Source organism: Carnobacterium sp. AT7 (assembly GCF_000171855.1).
In the GTDB taxonomy this organism is placed as follows: domain Bacteria; phylum Bacillota; class Bacilli; order Lactobacillales; family Carnobacteriaceae; genus Carnobacterium_B; species Carnobacterium_B jeotgali.
On the sequence record NZ_ABHH01000023.1, the window covers coordinates 1 to 17752 of the forward strand.

At 39.7% G+C, this 17752-nt stretch carries 12 protein-coding genes, 3 rRNA genes and 1 other annotated feature; of the genes, 1 reads left to right on the plus strand and 14 read right to left on the minus strand.

What is annotated here, in order from left to right; all coding sequences use genetic code 11:
• Window positions 1–84: 84 nt before the first annotated feature.
• The 10 genes from rlmB to CAT7_RS08875 form a co-directional block, all read right to left on the minus strand.
• Window positions 85–951 carry a 23S rRNA (guanosine(2251)-2'-O)-methyltransferase RlmB gene (gene rlmB / locus CAT7_RS08830; RefSeq protein WP_007724620.1) on the minus strand — a complete coding sequence of 289 codons (867 nt, stop codon included), beginning with the start codon at window positions 949–951 and terminating at the stop codon, window positions 85–87.
• Window positions 938–1351, minus strand: coding sequence for a Mini-ribonuclease 3 (locus tag CAT7_RS08835; protein ID WP_007724623.1), 414 nt, complete (start codon window positions 1349–1351; stop codon window positions 938–940). Before CAT7_RS08835 ends, rlmB begins: the two co-directional genes overlap by 14 nt.
• 8 nt (window positions 1352–1359) lie before the next feature.
• The gene (cysS, locus tag CAT7_RS08840) at window positions 1360–2766 is read right to left on the minus strand and encodes a cysteine--tRNA ligase (RefSeq protein WP_007724626.1); all 1407 of its coding nucleotides are present in this window, start codon (window positions 2764–2766) and stop codon (window positions 1360–1362) included.
• A gap of 31 nt (window positions 2767–2797) precedes the next feature.
• Window positions 2798–3328: a serine O-acetyltransferase EpsC gene (epsC, locus tag CAT7_RS08845; protein ID WP_007724630.1), complete on the minus strand. Its 531-nt coding sequence runs from the start codon at window positions 3326–3328 to the stop codon at window positions 2798–2800.
• A gap of 71 nt (window positions 3329–3399) precedes the next feature.
• Window positions 3400–3623 (minus strand) — a binding site (T-box leader).
• Window positions 3624–3640: 17 nt separating this feature from the next.
• The gene (gene gltX, locus CAT7_RS08850; protein ID WP_007724632.1) at window positions 3641–5110 is read right to left on the minus strand and encodes a glutamate--tRNA ligase; all 1470 of its coding nucleotides are present in this window, start codon (window positions 5108–5110) and stop codon (window positions 3641–3643) included.
• Between the two features lie 42 nt (window positions 5111–5152).
• Window positions 5153–5659, minus strand: a complete 507-nt coding sequence (ispF, locus tag CAT7_RS08855; RefSeq protein ID WP_007724635.1) for a 2-C-methyl-D-erythritol 2,4-cyclodiphosphate synthase — start codon at window positions 5657–5659, stop codon at window positions 5153–5155.
• Between the two features lie 15 nt (window positions 5660–5674).
• Window positions 5675–6388 (minus strand): 2-C-methyl-D-erythritol 4-phosphate cytidylyltransferase, encoded by a 714-nt coding sequence (ispD, locus tag CAT7_RS08860; RefSeq protein WP_007724638.1) that lies wholly within the window; start codon window positions 6386–6388, stop codon window positions 5675–5677.
• Between the two features lie 11 nt (window positions 6389–6399).
• Window positions 6400–7512: a PIN/TRAM domain-containing protein gene (locus CAT7_RS08865; RefSeq protein ID WP_007724641.1), complete on the minus strand. Its 1113-nt coding sequence runs from the start codon at window positions 7510–7512 to the stop codon at window positions 6400–6402.
• An 87-nt stretch (window positions 7513–7599) separates the two neighbouring features.
• Window positions 7600–8970 carry a DNA repair protein RadA gene (radA, locus tag CAT7_RS08870; RefSeq protein WP_007724644.1) on the minus strand — a complete coding sequence of 457 codons (1371 nt, stop codon included), beginning with the start codon at window positions 8968–8970 and terminating at the stop codon, window positions 7600–7602.
• A gap of 154 nt (window positions 8971–9124) precedes the next feature.
• Complete coding sequence (locus tag CAT7_RS08875; protein ID WP_007724647.1) at window positions 9125–9664, minus strand: dUTP diphosphatase; 540 nt, start codon at window positions 9662–9664, stop codon at window positions 9125–9127.
• 235 nt (window positions 9665–9899) lie between these two features.
• Between CAT7_RS08875 and CAT7_RS08880 the strand changes: the two genes are divergently transcribed.
• Window positions 9900–11003, plus strand: a complete 1104-nt coding sequence (locus tag CAT7_RS08880) for an ABC transporter ATP-binding protein (RefSeq protein WP_007724649.1) — start codon at window positions 9900–9902, stop codon at window positions 11001–11003.
• Window positions 11004–11704: 701 nt separating this feature from the next.
• Here the strand turns inward: CAT7_RS08880 and rrf are convergent.
• The 4 genes from rrf to msrA form a co-directional block, all read right to left on the minus strand.
• Window positions 11705–11820, minus strand: a 5S ribosomal RNA gene (gene rrf / locus CAT7_RS08885).
• Window positions 11821–11911: 91 nt separating this feature from the next.
• Window positions 11912–14832, minus strand: a 23S ribosomal RNA gene (locus CAT7_RS08890).
• Window positions 14833–15056: 224 nt separating this feature from the next.
• Window positions 15057–16618 (minus strand): 16S ribosomal RNA (locus CAT7_RS08895).
• The 16S, 23S and 5S rRNA genes sit together here, the layout of an rRNA operon.
• A gap of 520 nt (window positions 16619–17138) precedes the next feature.
• Window positions 17139–17675 (minus strand): peptide-methionine (S)-S-oxide reductase MsrA, encoded by a 537-nt coding sequence (gene msrA, locus CAT7_RS08900; RefSeq protein ID WP_007724651.1) that lies wholly within the window; start codon window positions 17673–17675, stop codon window positions 17139–17141.
• Between the last annotated feature and the right edge of the window lie 77 nt (window positions 17676–17752).

Consider the following 17752-nt stretch of genomic DNA (forward strand, 5'->3'; position numbering starts at 1 on the left):
ATGCCCCAATAATATTGTATCCATCAACAATTAACAACTCTTTTTTCATGCTATTTGACCCCCTTTCCTCTTTAAACTATTGTACTAAATTTTATTTCTTCCACGGTATACTTCATACATCAATAAACTTGCAGCTACACTAGCATTCAGACTTTGAACGTGTCCAGTCATGGGTATAGTAATCATACCATCCATTTGTTCTTTTACTAAACGAGAAATGCCTTTTCCTTCATTGCCCATTACCAATCCGATAGGTAAAGTAGTTTCCCATTGTCGGTAATCTTGACCTTCCATGTCTGTTCCATACAACCATAATCCGCGTTCTTTTAATTCTTTTATAGCTTGAACTAAATTGGTTACTCGTGCAACCGCTACATGCTCTATCGCTCCGGTTGAAGCTTTAGCAACAGTAGCCGTTAAACCTACAGCTCGTCTTTTAGGAATGATGATTCCGTGTGCTCCAATAGCATCAGCGGTTCTCATGATCGAACCTAAGTTATGCGGATCTTCAACGCCGTCCAAAAGGATGAAAAATGGATCTTCATTTTTTTGAGCTGCAACTGCAAATAAATCATCAATCGTTGCATACTGAAAAGCAGAAGCTGCAACAACTACTCCTTGGTGATTCATTCCGTCAACTAATTGATCCAATTTAGATTTAGGCACAAATGAGATTTGAACACTACGTTTTTTTGCTAAATTTTGAATTTCTTCCATTTTAGATCCACTTAAACCTTCTTGCAAAAAGATCTTATTGATATCACGTTCAGATTTTAATACTTCAATAGCAGGCAAGCGCCCGGCGACTAAATCACGATCTGTCTCTTGCTCTTCAACGGTATCCTCAATTGGCTTAACAAATTTCCTTTCTGTTCTGTCTGTTTTTTTTGAAAAATTTGGTTTTTTAGGTTGTCGGTTTCGTTTATCGAAATTTTTATTATCTCTTGTCATCTTTTGTATCCTCCACTTTTTTAATACACCAATGGATCAATTCTTCCATTCGCTCCGTTTGTTTTGCTAAATGCAAGTAGCCCATCAATGATTCAAATCCAGTAGCTACACGATAGGTTGTGATATCTGCATTCTTTGCAGATGTATAGCTTTTAGAATTTCTGCCTCGTTTGTACATTGTCACTTCTTCTTCGGTTAAAAAATCCTCTACTGCTAGCATTTCATGCATCAAAAAACTTTGACCTTTGGCAGATACAAAGTGAGTAGCCATTTTGTGCAATTGACTTGGTTTTGTATAGCCTAGTCCTACTAAATAATCACGAATGTAGATTTCATATATAGCATCTCCCACATACGCTAATGCTAACCCATTTAATAATGCCCAATTTTTTTCAGTCATATCGTTTATTATCCTCTTCTCCATCTAGTTCCTTGCGGTGTATCATCTAAAATGATGCCTTCTTCTTTCAACTGATCTCTAATGTCATCACTGCGTTGAAAATTCTTTGCAGCGCGCGCTGCATTTCTTTCTTCAATTAATTGCTCAATGGTCTCATCTAACAATTCTGTTTCACCAAACGTTATACCAAAAACTTGAACTAACTCTTGGAATTGATGCAACATCGCTTCAAGAACAACTTTAGAAACAACCGTCCGCTCGCTATAGATATTCATTGCCTTGGCCATTTCGTAAATAACTGTAATACCATTAGCAGAATTAAAATCATCATCCATTTCCGTAACAAAGTTTTCTTTAAACAACTTGAACTGACTGATTTGTTCTTGATCATCTTCTCCTACTGCGGCTGCATCTTTCAAACGGTAAGTTACATTATCAAAAGCCATTGTTATTTTTGTTAAGTTCGCTCTTGCTTCTTCAATGGTCGTTTCACTGTAACTGATTGGTCTACGATATTGAGTCGTTGCCATAAAGAAACGTAAAATTTGCGGGTCAACTTGTTTGATAATATCATGAACCAAGACAAAATTCCCTAGCGATTTACTCATTTTCTCATTATCCATTGTCACAAAACCGTTGTGCATCCAATAATGTGCAAATGGATGGCCAGTTTTCGCTTCACTTTGGGCAATTTCATTTTCATGATGTGGAAAAGCTAAATCTTGTCCGCCAGCATGAATATCGATTGTATCACCTAAATATTTTGTAGCCATTACAGAACATTCTATATGCCAGCCTGGACGACCAGGTCCCCATGGAGACTCCCAATTGATTTCTGCTTCTTTAGCTGCTTTCCATAAAGCAAAATCTAATGGATCTTCTTTTTTGTTGTTTTCTTGGGCGTTTAATCGATTGCTTGCTCCAACTTCCAATTCATCAATTGAAATATCACTTAATTCACCATAATTTTTGAATTTTCTGGTACGGTAATAAACATCGCCATCTACCTCATAAGCATACTCTTTTTCAATCAATACTGCTATAAAATCAATGATATCAGGCATATTTTCCATTACTCGCGGATGATGACTAGCTTCTTCTACACCTAAAGCATGCGTATCTTCATGATAAGCCGCAATAAATTTGTCAGCCACTTCTGGAGCAGTTAAGTTTAACTCTTTTGCGGTACGAATAATTTTATCGTCCACATCTGTAAAATTTGACACATAATTCACATCATATCCACGGTACTCTAGATAACGTCTAACCGTATCAAAAGCTACTGTGCTACGAGCATTCCCAATATGAATGTAGTTATAAACCGTTGGTCCACAAACATACATTCTAACCTTGCCTTCTTCTATTGGAATAAAGGCTTCTTTTTTTCTAGTTAATGTATTATAGATTTTTAACATAGCTACTCTCCTTTTCTATTTGAATTTAGGTTTAACGGGAAACTTTTTCACCATTTACCTTAACAACTTTAGCAGGAATTCCTACTGCCGTTGAATGAGGTGGTATAGAACTTAAAACAACTGCTGATGCTCCAATTTTGGAGTGATCTCCAATCGTTATAGGTCCAAGAACTTGTACATGTGCGGATAGCAAAACGTCATTCCCAATCGTTGGGTGTCTTTTGCCAGTATCTTTCCCTGTTCCACCTAATGTCACTCCATGAAAAATAACGACATCATTTCCGATAGTTGCTGTTTCTCCAATCACGACTCCCATGCCATGGTCGATGAATAGTCGCCTACCGATTGTTGCACCAGGATGAATTTCTATCCCAGTTAAAAAACGAGAAAAATTAGCAATCATGCGACTGAGCAAAAATCTATTCCGCTTGTATAAACTATGTGACACTCGATGAAAAATAATAGCATAAAAGCTAGGGTACGTTAACAGAATTTCAAGGGTACTTTTAACTGAAGGGTCATTCTCTTTAATGGTCTGAATGTCTTCTCTCAATCTCCACATTGATTCTATTCCACCTTATTCGTATCTTTCTATTGTTAATTTTTTTTACAAAAAAAGCAACGTCTCTTATACTAAAAGACGCTGCTGCGTGGTTCCACTTTTCTTTATCGCCTAACTTCTAACTCTAGAATCAGCGACCTTTAACACAGTAACGGGTGTTGACCGATAAGAGTCTACTTAACATTCAACTCCTTAACTCAGAGACGCACTTCACCCAATCGCTATCATCTGCTTCCACCAGTACAGACTCTCTTTAGATTTTAATTGGGTTACTCTTTCTCTTCATCGTTTTTAATTTTATTTAATTCAGTTTTATAGTTTTGCTAATGCTGCTTGCAAATGAGCTTGTGCTTTTTCACGACCAAGCAGTTCAATTGTTGGGCCAATTTCTGGGCCATGTGATTGTCCAGTTACCGCTACACGAATTGGCATGAACAGATTTTTCCCTTTGATACCTGTTTCTTTTTGAACCGTTTTGATTGCTTTTTTAATTTCATCAGCATCAAAAGGTTTGATTTCTTCTAATTGTTTAGCAAAAGCGGTTAAGACTTCTGGCACTGTTTCGCCTTCTAAAACTTCTTTTGCTACACTATCGATTACCGGTTCTTCACTAAAGAACAAGCTTGATAGTTCCACAATTTCTGCACCATAACTCATTTGTTCGTGATACAGGCTAACGACTTTTTGGACCCACTCTTTTTTCTCTGGTGTTGCATTTTCTTCAACATACCCTGCTTTAATCAAGTGCGGCATAGCTAATGCTGTTACCGTTTCTAAATCAGCTTTTTTCATGTATTGGTTATTGATCCATTCCAGTTTTTTAGCATCAAATGCAGCTGGAGATTTGCTTAAACGTTCTGCATCGAACATTTCAACAAATGTATCATGGTCAAAAATTTCTTCTTCTCCAACTGGAGACCAGCCCAACAAAGAAATAAAGTTAAACATAGCTTCTGGTAGATACCCTAATTCGCGGTATTGTTCGATAAATTGAAGAATATTGCCATCGCGTTTGCTTAATTTTTTACCGGTTTCACTGTTTATAATCAATGTCATATGGCCAAATTGAGGAGCTTCCCAGCCAAACGCTTCATAAATCATTAATTGTTTTGGCGTATTAGCGATGTGATCGTCCCCACGTAAAACATGAGTAATTTCCATAAAGTGATCATCTACAGCAACTGCAAAGTTATATGTTGGCATGCCATCACGTTTAATGATGACAAAATCTCCTCCTATACTTTCAGCTTCAAATGAGATAGATCCTTTTACGATATCTTCAAAACGATATGTGCTTTCTTTCACCACACGGAAACGAATAACCGGTTCAATTCCTGATGCTTCTTTTTCTTTTTGTTCTTTAGCCGTTAAATGAGCGCATTTACCACCATAGTGAGGCATTTCTCCTCTAGCTCTTTGTGCTTCGCGTTCTTCTTCTAACTCGTCTTCTGAACAGTAGCATTTGTATGCACGATTGCTTAATAATAATTGTTCCACTAACGGGTCATAAATCTCTCTGCGTTCTGATTGACGGTATGGTCCGAATTTCCCTGGATTATCAGGACTTTCATCCCAATTCATACCTAACCATTTCAAGTTTTCTAATTGACTTGTTTCTCCACCTTCAATGTTGCGTTTTAAATCAGTATCTTCAATACGAATGATGAAGTCTCCACCATTGTGTCGTGCAAATAAATAATTGAATAGCGCTGTACGAGCGTTCCCAATATGTAAATGTCCTGTTGGGCTTGGCGCGTAACGTACACGAACTTTTTTTGTCATAATTATTTCCTCTTTTCTTTCTATTTTTTTATCTAGTGAAATCTAAGTGAATGAAATAGGTGCAGGTTTTCTTTCTAATTTTTCTATCAAACAACTAGCCATTGCTGCCATACCTTCTTTTCGTCCAACAAAACCCATCGTTTCAGATGTTGTTGCTTTTACGTTAACATGTTGGATAGTTGTTTGACAATCATAAGCTATATTTTCTATCATTTTTTCTAAATAAGGAGCCATTTTAGGGGTTTCAGCTACAATAGTAGCATCGATATTTCCAATCGTATAGCCTTCTTTTTTTAGCATGCTCCATACCTTACGCAACAATTCTCTCGAATCGATATTTTTAAATTGTTCATCTGTCTCAGGAAAATGGCGCCCTATATCGCCTTTACCAGCTGCCCCTAAAAGAGCATCTATAATAGCATGAAGCAACACATCGGCGTCAGAATGACCCAATAATCCGTATTCAAAAGGAATATCTACTCCTCCGACAACCAAGCGTCTCTCACTAGCGAATTGATGGACGTCATAGCCTTGTCCTATTCGAAACATAATCCAAACCTCCTTCTACTTGCTTTGTTGTTCTCTGTGAAGCAAAATAGCTTCTCCAGCTACCATGTCTTCAGGAGTGGTAATTTTTATATTATCGTAAGAACCTTCTATTACTCGTATTTCTTTTTCTATTCGCTCAACTAACGAAGCATCATCTGTTCCTAAAAAATGGTCTGTTCTAGCCTTTTCATGTGCTTGAAGAACCAATGAGCTCTCAAAAGCTTGAGGAGTCTGGATTTGCCATAATTCGCTTCTTGGCAACGTAACTTTAACGGTATGATCAGGATATACCGCTTTAATTGTATCTTTTGCTGGTACACCCAAAATAGCTGCACCAATTTTTTGAACTTCTTCGTATAATTGACGAATGGCTGTCTGTTCAATAAAAGGCCTTGCGCCATCATGAATCATCACAATGCCTGAAGTTTTATTTTCCAATTTTTGCAATCCATTATAAACACTATGCTGTCGTTCCATTCCGCCTATAGCAATAGTGATCTTTTTTTTGCTAAGCATATGCTCTTGTCGCAGCAAATCATGAATCAATTCAACTTCATCTTCTTTTACAACTAAAATAATATGACTGCAATAATCATCTTTTAAAAATACATTTAATGGGTATTCAATCAACGGTTTGTTTAGTAACGGCAATAAAATTTTATTTTTAGAAGCACGCATGCGCCTTCCATGACCAGCTGCCAATAACACCAGCTCATAGTCTTTATTCATCGCACCCGCTCCTAATCTTTTTCTTTAATGCCTTTTTGTGAGTGAACTGGTTTGGCAAAGATCATTCGCCCAGCTGCTGTTTGAAGTGCACTAGTTACCACAACTTCAATCGTTTTATTCATAAAGTGCTGTCCTTCTTCAACAACGATCATCGTTCCGTCATCTAAGTAAGCTACACCTTGGCTACGTTCTGTTCCAGCTTTTACAATCATAACCGTCATATTTTCTCCAGGAATCACAACTGGTTTCACTGCATTTGCCAATTCATTGATATTTAAGACTGGTACATTTTGGAATTCACTTACTTTATTCAAATTATAATCATTCGTGACAACAACACCATCTAATAATTTTGCTAACTTAATTAACTTGCTGTCAACTTCTGCAATATCTTCAAAATCACCATCGTACATTTCAACTTTCATATCATCTTCTTTTTGCAAAGCATTTAATATGTCTAACCCTCTACGACCACGCACTCGTTTTAAACTATCCGAAGAATCGGCAATATACTGCAATTCTTGTAAAACAAAATTAGGAATCAAAATCGTTCCTTCAAGAAAACCTGTTTTAGCAATATCATAAATTCTTCCATCAATAATAACGCTTGTGTCTAATATTTTATATTTACGAAAAGTTTCGTCTGCTCTACGCTCTAAAACTTTTCCGTCTTCATCTTCTACATTCTTTTTTGTTTTTGCTTGAAATAATTTACGCCATTCGTCTCTACGTGTTGTTCCAACACGAAAACCTAAATACGCAAAACCAGCTACAAGAACAAACGGTATGACATCACTGATTACTGGAATATTCATCCCAATCAGCACTACGCTAATCAGCCATGCTAGGATTAACCCTATAATGGTTCCTAAACTTCCGAATAATAAATAGGTCACACTTTGTTGACTTAAAAAAGTTTCGATTTTTTTAAAACCTTGTTCAATGTATGCCACAGATAAAAAAGAAATAAATAAAAATATAATAGCACCAATCAGAATATTTGTGACTACATTATTAACATATACATTTTCAACACTTGCCATGTTCCATGCGATTGGCATCAAACTGGCTCCAATACTTCCACCGATAAGGATAAAGATACCGGTTATGATTTTTTTAACCAAAACTATTCCTCCTTCTTTATAAATGGTGTTCCTACTTTTTTTAAAAAAGTAGGAAGCTTTCCATTTCGTTTTTTTAGTGCTTGTACTTTAAGAAAAAGCTTTCTTTATCGCTTCAGCTATTGTTACAACGCCAATAATTTCTACATTTGGTGGGAATTCCCAACCACCGATATTATTTTTTGGAATCATAATTCGTTTAAAACCTAACTTAGCGGCTTCATTTACCCGTTGTTCAATTCGACTCACTCGTCTAATTTCTCCGGTTAAGCCCATTTCTCCAATAAAACAATCGGTCTCTTTTGTTTCTTTTTCTTGATAACTAGATGTGATACTAATAGCAATAGCTAAATCAATCGCTGGTTCATCTATTTTAACGCCACCAGCTGATTTCAAATACGCATCTTGATTTTGCAACAATAAGCCAGCTCTTTTTTCTAAAACAGCCATAATCAAAGCAACTCGGTTATGATCTAACCCACTTGCTGTCCGTCTGGCATTTCCAAAAGCAGTAGGTGTGATTAAAGACTGTATCTCAGCTAAAATAGGACGCGAACCTTCCATTGAAGCTACTACAGCAGAACCTGTAGCTCCAGATAGCCGTTCCTCTAAAAACATTTCTGAAGGATTCAATACTTCTACCAAACCTCCTTCACGCATTTCAAAAATCCCAATTTCATTAGTTGAACCAAATCGATTTTTGACTGCTCGTAAAATGCGGAATGTATGGTGTCTTTCTCCTTCAAAATAAAGCACGGTATCTACCATATGCTCTAGCATACGCGGACCGGCAATTGACCCTTCTTTTGTAACGTGTCCCACAATAAAAATAGCAATATTATTTGTTTTAGCAATTTTTAGTAAATCAGCGGTGCTTTCTCTAACTTGAGAGACACTTCCTATTGCTCCTGTAATGTCTGGCTGATTCATCGTCTGAATAGAATCTATAATAACATAATCGGGCTTTAAATCTTCAATTGTCTGTCTTATTGCACCCATATCGGTTTCAGGGTAAATATAAAAATCTGAACCTTTTACACCTAATCGAATTGCACGCATTTTAATTTGACTAGCACTTTCTTCACCACTTACATACAAAACTTTTCCGCCAGCCAAGTTTAACTGCGCCGAAACTTGCAGCAAAAGTGTAGACTTACCAATACCTGGGTCTCCCCCTATTAAGACAAGCGATCCTGGTACCACTCCGCCTCCTAAAACACGGTTTAATTCTTTTAGCTGTGTTTTGATTCTCGGTACTTTTGATACATTAATATCTTGAATAGCTTCAGCCTTAGCAGCTTTACCAGTCATGCTCACACGACTTCTACGGTCATTCTTATCTGCCATAGTTTCTTCTTCCATTTGATTCCAGCTACCACAGTTTGGACAACGTCCCATCCATTTCGGTGATTCATAACCACATGCTTGGCAGACAAATTTAGTTGCTTTCTTTTTCGCCACCTATTCAGCCCACCTTCTAAGTTTCTAAAATGATTTAATTTTATTTTACCATAAAAGCGATTAGAATAGGCATTGAAACCGTTAAAAGGCAGATTAATTCAAGCTTTTTTCAATAGAAATTCATATTCTTATTTTTTATGTCCTAATACAAAGTTTATCTTCCGGAAGATCCAAAACCACCTGAACGAATATTACCTGTTACTCTGTCAGCATCTGCTTTCAAGAATGGCATGAAAATACCTTGTCCGATTCGATCTCCTTTTTTTATCACATGATCCGTTAAACCATAGTGAATAAATTGAAAGTAGATATGTCCCTCATTATTCTCGTTGTTATAATAATCTGAGTCAATAATACCGACACCATTAGGTAAAATCAATTGGTGCTTAATCGGGTTACTTGAGCGATTAGCCAACTGCAAGTACTCATCTTCACCCATATAAGCTTTAATACCGGTTGGCACAAGCGTAGATTTCAAATATTTTTTATTTTCTGCTAAATAGGCTAATTTTGTTTCTTTCGGTTTCATTTCCCGGGCAATGTTTTTAAATAACACTTTCCAGATAGAAGGCACAATTGTATCTTCTGCTGCTTCAAAATCATACCCTGCTGCGTGATTGGTTGCTCTTATCGGTAATTGTATTCCCTTTGACTGATAGGCTGTGATTACTTCAAATCCACGTTTTTTTTCCATATCTTCTATTTCCTCATTTCATATCCAATTCATTAACTTATCAATTATAACAAAAATTGAATCAACTAGCGATTCCCTCAAAAAATCTTCTACTTTATTTCTTTTCAGCTTTACTGTGCAACTTGCACAATTAATAGCAAAATGATTTGTGCAGTTTCCCCTTCCTTAAAAAAAGCGTTTACATTATGATTGTTTTATACTAATTTAGTCAACTACGAGAGGATACGTGAATAGCATGGTAGAAATAGCTTTAAAAAATATTAATAAGAAATATGAGAATAATGATTTTCTTTCTGTAACAGATTTTAATTTAACCATTAAAGATAAAGAGTTTATTGTCTTTGTTGGTCCTTCTGGTTGTGGGAAATCAACTACATTACGGATGGTTGCTGGGCTTGAAGATATTTCAGAAGGTGAACTATATATTGGAGATAAATTAGTCAACGATGTTGCTCCAAAAGATCGTGATATTGCAATGGTTTTCCAAAACTATGCCTTATACCCTCATATGACAGTATACGATAATATGGCTTTTGGATTGAAACTACGCAAATACAAAAAAGAAGAAATTAAACAACGAGTTGAAGAAGCAGCTGAAATTTTAGGTTTAACAGATTTCTTAAAACGTAAACCTGCAGCATTATCTGGTGGACAACGTCAACGTGTTGCCTTAGGACGTGCTATCGTTCGGGATGCTAAAGTATTCTTAATGGATGAGCCATTATCAAACTTAGATGCAAAGTTACGTGTAGCTATGCGTGCTGAGATTGCAAAATTACATCGCCGTTTAAATACAACAACTATTTATGTAACTCATGACCAAACAGAAGCAATGACGATGGCAGACCGTATTGTTATTATGAAAGATGGATTTGTTCAACAAATCGGTAGTCCTAAAGAGGTTTACAATACTCCTGTGAACGTCTTTGTTGCAGGATTTATTGGATCTCCAGCAATGAATTTCTTTGACATTACTTTGACTAACAATGTGATCTCTAATGGTAAAGGATTATCCATTACTTTGGATGAACGCAATGCAAAAAATCTTGCAGCTAAAGGCTACGAAGGAAAAAAACTTATTTTCGGTATGCGTCCTGAAGACATTCACAGTGAACAGATTGTATTAGATGCTAACCCAAATAGTATTGTTCATGCTGAAGTAGTTGTATCAGAATTACTGGGAGCTGAAACAATGTTATATACAAAAGTGGATGGTACAGAGTTCATTTCAAAAGTGGATGCTAGAGATTTCCATAATCCAGGAGAATTTATTGACTTGTCTTTTGATTTAAACAAAGCACATTTCTTTGATCCTGAAACTCAAAATGTTATTAGATAATTGAATTTTACTTAGTTATCTGAAAACGTAGGAATAGTATAGAAATACACCGTCAAGGTTAGCTAAAACAGCGAACTTTGACGGTGTATTTTTTAGATTAATTGTTTCAAATTGTTTCACGTGACACAATTTTTTAGGACCCGCAAAACAATTGTAAATCTATAACCTTTAATGCCGTTAGCTGAATTTAGTCGGTTAATTATTTTTTTCGGAGTAATAATTTTTTTAATAAGTAGTGTGATAGCTTTAAAAAAATGTCAACAAACAAAATAACTTTTGTAAGGCACTAATCACTGTCTAAAGCCAATCTCTTCGGACTATTATTCCTTAAATCCTAAGCTTTAGCCGCAATGCTAAATAATGCGTATTAAGTTGACGAGACGACATTATTTATACTGACGAAAAAATCATGGGCTTTGATAGGATAACTATTAAGTAATATGATTTATCTGATAGACTTTTTAGTCTTATTAATTGAATTTAGTTGCTACGCAAGATTACTTGTAATCCCTGCAAAGTATTTTATACGAATGATACTGCATTAACGCTTAGGCTTAAGACAGTACCAGGGCTCTTACAAGCAAATACTTCTATTTTATAAGAAATTTTCGAAACATCCACACTATTTTTGACGAATAGCCTTTTTAAATTGGATATACGTCAAAAAAAGACACCATCCGAAGATGATGTCTTTTGTATTTGCGTGGCAACGTCCTACTCTCACAAAGGGAAACCCTTCACTACCATCGGCGCTAAGAAGCTTAACTTCTGTGTTCGGCATGGGAACAGGTGTGACCTTCTTGCCATCATCACCACACAATTTCAATCAAGAGAACGTTATTCTCTCAAAACTGGATAAGTTAAAAATCATTTTTCGTTCTGAAACCGTCTTACACCGTTTAAAAAATTTGGTTAAGTCCTCGACCGATTAGTATTGGTCCGCTCCATCTATCGCTAGACTTCCACTTCCAACCTATCTACCTGATCATCTCTCAGGGGTCTTACTCACTTACGTGATGGGAAATCTCATCTTGAGGGGGGCTTCACGCTTAGATGCTTTCAGCGTTTATCCCGTCCACACATAGCTACCCAGCAATGCCCTTGGCAGAACAACTGGTACACCAGAGGTGTGTCCATCCCGGTCCTCTCGTACTAAGGACAGCTCCTCTCAAATTTCCTACGCCCGCGACGGATAGGGACCGAACTGTCTCACGACGTTCTGAACCCAGCTCGCGTACCGCTTTAATGGGCGAACAGCCCAACCCTTGGGACCGACTACAGCCCCAGGATGCGATGAGCCGACATCGAGGTGCCAAACCTCCCCGTCGATGTGGACTCTTGGGGGAGATAAGCCTGTTATCCCCAGGGTAGCTTTTATCCGTTGAGCGATGGCCCTTCCATGCGGAACCACCGGATCACTAAGCCCGACTTTCGTCCCTGCTCGACTTGTAGGTCTCGCAGTCAAGCTCCCTTATGCCTTTACACTCTGCGAATGATTTCCAACCATTCTGAGGGAACCTTTGGGCGCCTCCGTTACACTTTAGGAGGCGACCGCCCCAGTCAAACTGCCCGTCAGACACTGTCTCCCAGCCCGATAAGGGCTGTGGGTTAGAGTGGTCATACAGCAAGGGTAGTATCCCACCAACGCCTCCACCAAGACTGGCGTCCTGGCTTCATTGGCTCCTACCTATCCTGTACAAGCTGTACAAACACTCAATATCAAACTGCAGTAAAGCTCCATGGGGTCTTTCCGTCCTGTCGCGGGTAACCTGCATCTTCACAGGTACTATAATTTCACCGAGTCTCTCGTTGAGACAGTGCCCAGATCGTTACGCCTTTCGTGCGGGTCGGAACTTACCCGACAAGGAATTTCGCTACCTTAGGACCGTTATAGTTACGGCCGCCGTTTACTGGGGCTTCAATTCTGAGCTTCGCCCGAGAGCTAACCCATCCTCTTAACCTTCCAGCACCGGGCAGGCGTCAGCCCCTATACGTCATCTTACGATTTTGCAGAGACCTGTGTTTTTGATAAACAGTCGCCTGGGCCTATTCACTGCGGCTGACCAATTGGTCAGCACCCCTTCTCCCGAAGTTACGGGGTCATTTTGCCGAGTTCCTTAACGAGAGTTCTCTCGCACACCTTAGGATTCTCTCCTCGACTACCTGTGTCGGTTTGCGGTACGGGCAGTTTGTTTCTAACTAGAAGCTTTTCTTGACAGTGTGACATCGGGAACTTCGGTACTTAATTTCCCTCCCCATCACAACTTGTTCTTAAAGAAGCAAGCATTTGACTCACTTCAAAACTTGTTGCTTGGACGCGCATATCCAACAGCGCGTATTCCTTAGCCTACTGTGTCCCTCCATTGTTCAAACAAAACAAACTGGTACAGGAATCTCAACCTGTTGTCCATCGTCTACGCCATTCGGCCTCGACTTAGGTCCCGACTAACCCTGGGAGGACGAGCCTTCCCCAGGAAACCTTAGTCATTCGGTGGACGGGATTCTCACCCGTCTTTCGCTACTCATACCGGCATTCTCACTTCTAAGCGCTCCACTAGTCCTCACGATCTAGCTTCAACGCCCTTAGAACGCTCTCCTACCATAGAACCAATGGTTCTATCCACAGCTTCGGTGTTATGTTTAGCCCCGGTAAATTTTCGGCGCAGGGTCACTCGACTAGTGAGCTATTACGCACTCTTTAAATGATGGCTGCTTCTGAGCCAACATCCTAGTTGTCTAAGCAACTCCACATCCTTTTCCACTTAACATAAACTTTGGGACCTTAGCTGGTGGTCTGGGCTGTTTCCCTTTCGACTACGGATCTTATCACTCGCAGTCTGACTCCCGGATATAAATCAATGGCATTCGGAGTTTATCTGAATTCGGTAACCCGAGAAGGGCCCCTAGTCCAAACAGTTGCTCTACCTCCATGATTCTAATTCCGAGGCTAGCCCTAAAGCTATTTCGGAGAGAACCAGCTATCTCCAAGTTCGATTGGAATTTCTCCGCTACCCACACCTCATCCCCGCATTTTTCAACATACGTGGGTTCGGTCCTCCAGTGCGTATTACCGCACCTTCAACCTGGACATGGGTAGATCACTTGGTTTCGGGTCTACGACCACATACTCATTCGCCCTATTCAGACTCGCTTTCGCTGCGGCTCCGTCTCATCAACTTAACCTCGCATGGGATCGTAACTCGCCGGTTCATTCTACAAAAGGCACGCTATCACCCATTAACGGGCTTTAACTATTTGTAGGCACACGGTTTCAGGGGCTATTTCACTCCTCTTCCGAGGTTCTTTTCACCTTTCCCTCACGGTACTGGTTCACTATCGGTCACTAGGGAGTATTTAGCCTTGGGAGATGGTCCTCCCGGATTCCGACGGAATTTCTCGTGTTCCGCCGTACTCAGGATACTGATCAGAGTGAATTTGGTTTCGGATACAGGGCTTTTACCTTCTTCGGCAGACCTTTCCAGGTCGCTTCTCCTACCAAAATCATTTATGACTCTATGTGTTCAGTCCTACAACCCCAGAAAGCAAGCTTTCTGGTTTGGGCTATTCCCGTTTCGCTCGCCGCTACTCAGGGAATCGATTTTTCTTTCTCTTCCTGCAGGTACTTAGATGTTTCAGTTCTCTGCGTCTACCTCTACTGACCTATGTATTCAGTCAGCAGTAACATCCTATAAAAGATGCTGGGTTCCCCCATTCGGAAATCTTTGGATCAAAGCTCACTTACAGCTCCCCAAAGCATATCGGCGTTAGTCCCGTCCTTCATCGGCTCCTAGTGCCAAGGCATTCACCGTGCGCCCTTATTAACTTAACCTATGGTTAATCGTTAATTTTCAATACTCATCTTTCGATGAGAACCTTAAAAACTTACTTTTAAAAATTTTCGGTGTGTTTCTGGTTTCTTACTTGAATTACAATTTTTAACTTTATCCAGTTTTCAAAGAACAAGGTGTTACGATTTAAAAGATTGAGAAGATTAGACCTCTCAAAACTAAACAAAGTAAGTACGAATGTGTGGGTTTCCGTTAGTTTCCTTAGAAAGGAGGTGATCCAGCCGCACCTTCCGATACGGCTACCTTGTTACGACTTCACCCCAATTATCTGTCCCACCTTAGGCGGCTGGCTCCCAAAAGGGTTACCTCACCGACTTCGGGTGTTACAAACTCTCGTGGTGTGACGGGCGGTGTGTACAAGACCCGGGAACGTATTCACCGCGGCGTGCTGATCCGCGATTACTAGCGATTCCGGCTTCATGCAGGCGAGTTGCAGCCTGCAATCCGAACTGAGAATGGCTTTAAGAGATTAGCTTGGCCTCGCGACCTCGCGACTCGTTGTACCATCCATTGTAGCACGTGTGTAGCCCAGGTCATAAGGGGCATGATGATTTGACGTCATCCCCACCTTCCTCCGGTTTATCACCGGCAGTCTCACTAGAGTGCCCAACTGAATGCTGGCAACTAATAATAGGGGTTGCGCTCGTTGCGGGACTTAACCCAACATCTCACGACACGAGCTGACGACAACCATGCACCACCTGTCACTTTGTCCCCGAAGGGAAAGTCCTATCTCTAGGATTGTCAAAGGATGTCAAGACCTGGTAAGGTTCTTCGCGTTGCTTCGAATTAAACCACATGCTCCACCGCTTGTGCGGGTCCCCGTCAATTCCTTTGAGTTTCAACCTTGCGGTCGTACTCCCCAGGCGGAGTGCTTAATGCGTTAGCTGCAGCACTGAAGGGCGGAAACCCTCCAACACTTAGCACTCATCGTTTACGGCGTGGACTACCAGGGTATCTAATCCTGTTTGCTCCCCACGCTTTCGAGCCTCAGCGTCAGTTACAGACCAGAGAGTCGCCTTCGCCACTGGTGTTCCTCCACATATCTACGCATTTCACCGCTACACGTGGAATTCCACTCTCCTCTTCTGCACTCAAGTTCTCCAGTTTCCAATGACCCTCCCCGGTTGAGCCGGGGGCTTTCACATCAGACTTAAAGAACCGCCTGCGCTCGCTTTACGCCCAATAAATCCGGACAACGCTTGCCACCTACGTATTACCGCGGCTGCTGGCACGTAGTTAGCCGTGGCTTTCTGGTTAGATACCGTCAGGGGATGAGCAGTTACTCTCATCCTTGTTCTTCTCTAACAACAGAGTTTTACGATCCGAAAACCTTCTTCACTCACGCGGCATTGCTCCGTCAGACTTTCGTCCATTGCGGAAGATTCCCTACTGCTGCCTCCCGTAGGAGTCTGGGCCGTGTCTCAGTCCCAGTGTGGCCGATCACCCTCTCAGGTCGGCTACGTATCATCGCCTTGGTGAGCCATTACCTCACCAACTAGCTAATACGCCGCGGGTCCATCCATAAGCGGTAGCCGAAGCCACCTTTCTTCCATTCGTCAGGAGACGATTAGAAATATGCGGTATTAGCATCCGTTTCCGAATGTTATCCCCCTCTTATGGGCAGGTTACCCACGTGTTACTCACCCGTCCGCCACTCCTTAACTTCGATGGGTGCAAGCACCCGGTGAAGTTAAAGCGTTCGACTTGCATGTATTAGGCATGCCGCCAGCGTTCGTCCTGAGCCAGGATCAAACTCTCATATAAAATGATGCTTGAAGCTCATTATTGAATTGCTAGCGAATAATTATTCACTATTTTGTTACTGTTGACTCAGCACTGCTGAGTCACCCTCACATTTGGTTCGTCTTACTTTGTTTAGTTTTCAAAGGTCTAAAGTTGATTGTTTCGTTTTGACAACTTACTAATAATACCACGTTCGATATCGTCTGTCAACAACTTTTTTAATTTTTGTTTCTCGCTTTACCGGTTTGTTTCAACCTGTCTCAGCGACGTATATAAATATAACAAGGTTTTAGCGTTTCGTCAATCTTTTTCGGTAAATAAAATAAATAAATTTTCAAACCTGAACATTATTTTGAAAAAGCATTCGGAAATACATTATTTTACAAAAAACGCGAACTATTTTTCTTTAATTTTCCATTTGGTTAGATAAGCATATACAGTATAGTGTTTTTTTTATGAATATATTATAAGTCTTTTTAGCAAAAAAAAAGAGGTTTTTTATTAGTATCAATAAAAAACCTCTCTTTATTCTTATTAAGGACTACTTAGCAGTCCAATTTGAATCAATAAAGCTCGCTCTTCCAGATCCTTGTCTGTATCTTGAATAGTGAGTAGCATTCTTTTTATAAAAACCTTGATGGTAATCTTCTGCTGGATAAAAAGGTTCTGCTGGCTGAATTTCAGTTACAATGGGTTGTTTAAAACGACCACTATTTTGTAACGCTTCTTTAGATGCTTCTGCTATTTGTCTTTGTTCTTCATTATGATAAAAAATAACTGGACGATAAGAAGATCCTCTATCTGCGAATTGTCCGCCAGCATCTGTCGGATCTGTTTGTTGCCAATAAATTTCTACTAAGTCTTTATAACTAAACTGATCAGGATCAAAAGTAATTTGAACAGCTTCTGTATGACCTGTTGTTTCGCTACACACTTCTTCATAAGTTGGATTAATAGTGTGACCACCTGTATAACCCGAAATAACTGCTTCAATACCCGTTTGTGTTTCAAAAGGTTTTACCATGCACCAGAAACATCCACCGGCAAATGTTGCTTTTTCGTTTTTATGTTCACTCATTATTGGTTCCCCCTTATATTCCTACTGAACAAAGTATAGCACTCTACTTTACGGGTTTACATTATTTTGATTGGTTT

Bases quoted from the DNA above. Each gene is read 5' to 3' on its own strand.
- rlmB (WP_007724620.1), bottom strand. From the start codon at position 951: ATGACAAGAGATAATAAAAATTTCGATAAACGAAACCGACAACCTAAA.
- CAT7_RS08835 (WP_007724623.1), bottom strand. From the start codon at position 1,351: ATGACTGAAAAAAATTGGGCATTATTAAATGGGTTAGCATTAGCGTAT.
- cysS (WP_007724626.1), bottom strand. From the start codon at position 2,766: ATGTTAAAAATCTATAATACATTAACTAGAAAAAAAGAAGCCTTTATT.
- epsC (WP_007724630.1), bottom strand. From the start codon at position 3,328: ATGTGGAGATTGAGAGAAGACATTCAGACCATTAAAGAGAATGACCCT.
- gltX (WP_007724632.1), bottom strand. From the start codon at position 5,110: ATGACAAAAAAAGTTCGTGTACGTTACGCGCCAAGCCCAACAGGACAT.
- ispF (WP_007724635.1), bottom strand. From the start codon at position 5,659: ATGTTTCGAATAGGACAAGGCTATGACGTCCATCAATTCGCTAGTGAG.
- ispD (WP_007724638.1), bottom strand. From the start codon at position 6,388: ATGAATAAAGACTATGAGCTGGTGTTATTGGCAGCTGGTCATGGAAGG.
- CAT7_RS08875 (WP_007724647.1), bottom strand. From the start codon at position 9,664: ATGGAAAAAAAACGTGGATTTGAAGTAATCACAGCCTATCAGTCAAAG.
- CAT7_RS08880 (WP_007724649.1), top strand. From the start codon at position 9,900: ATGGTAGAAATAGCTTTAAAAAATATTAATAAGAAATATGAGAATAAT.
- msrA (WP_007724651.1), bottom strand. From the start codon at position 17,675: ATGAGTGAACATAAAAACGAAAAAGCAACATTTGCCGGTGGATGTTTC.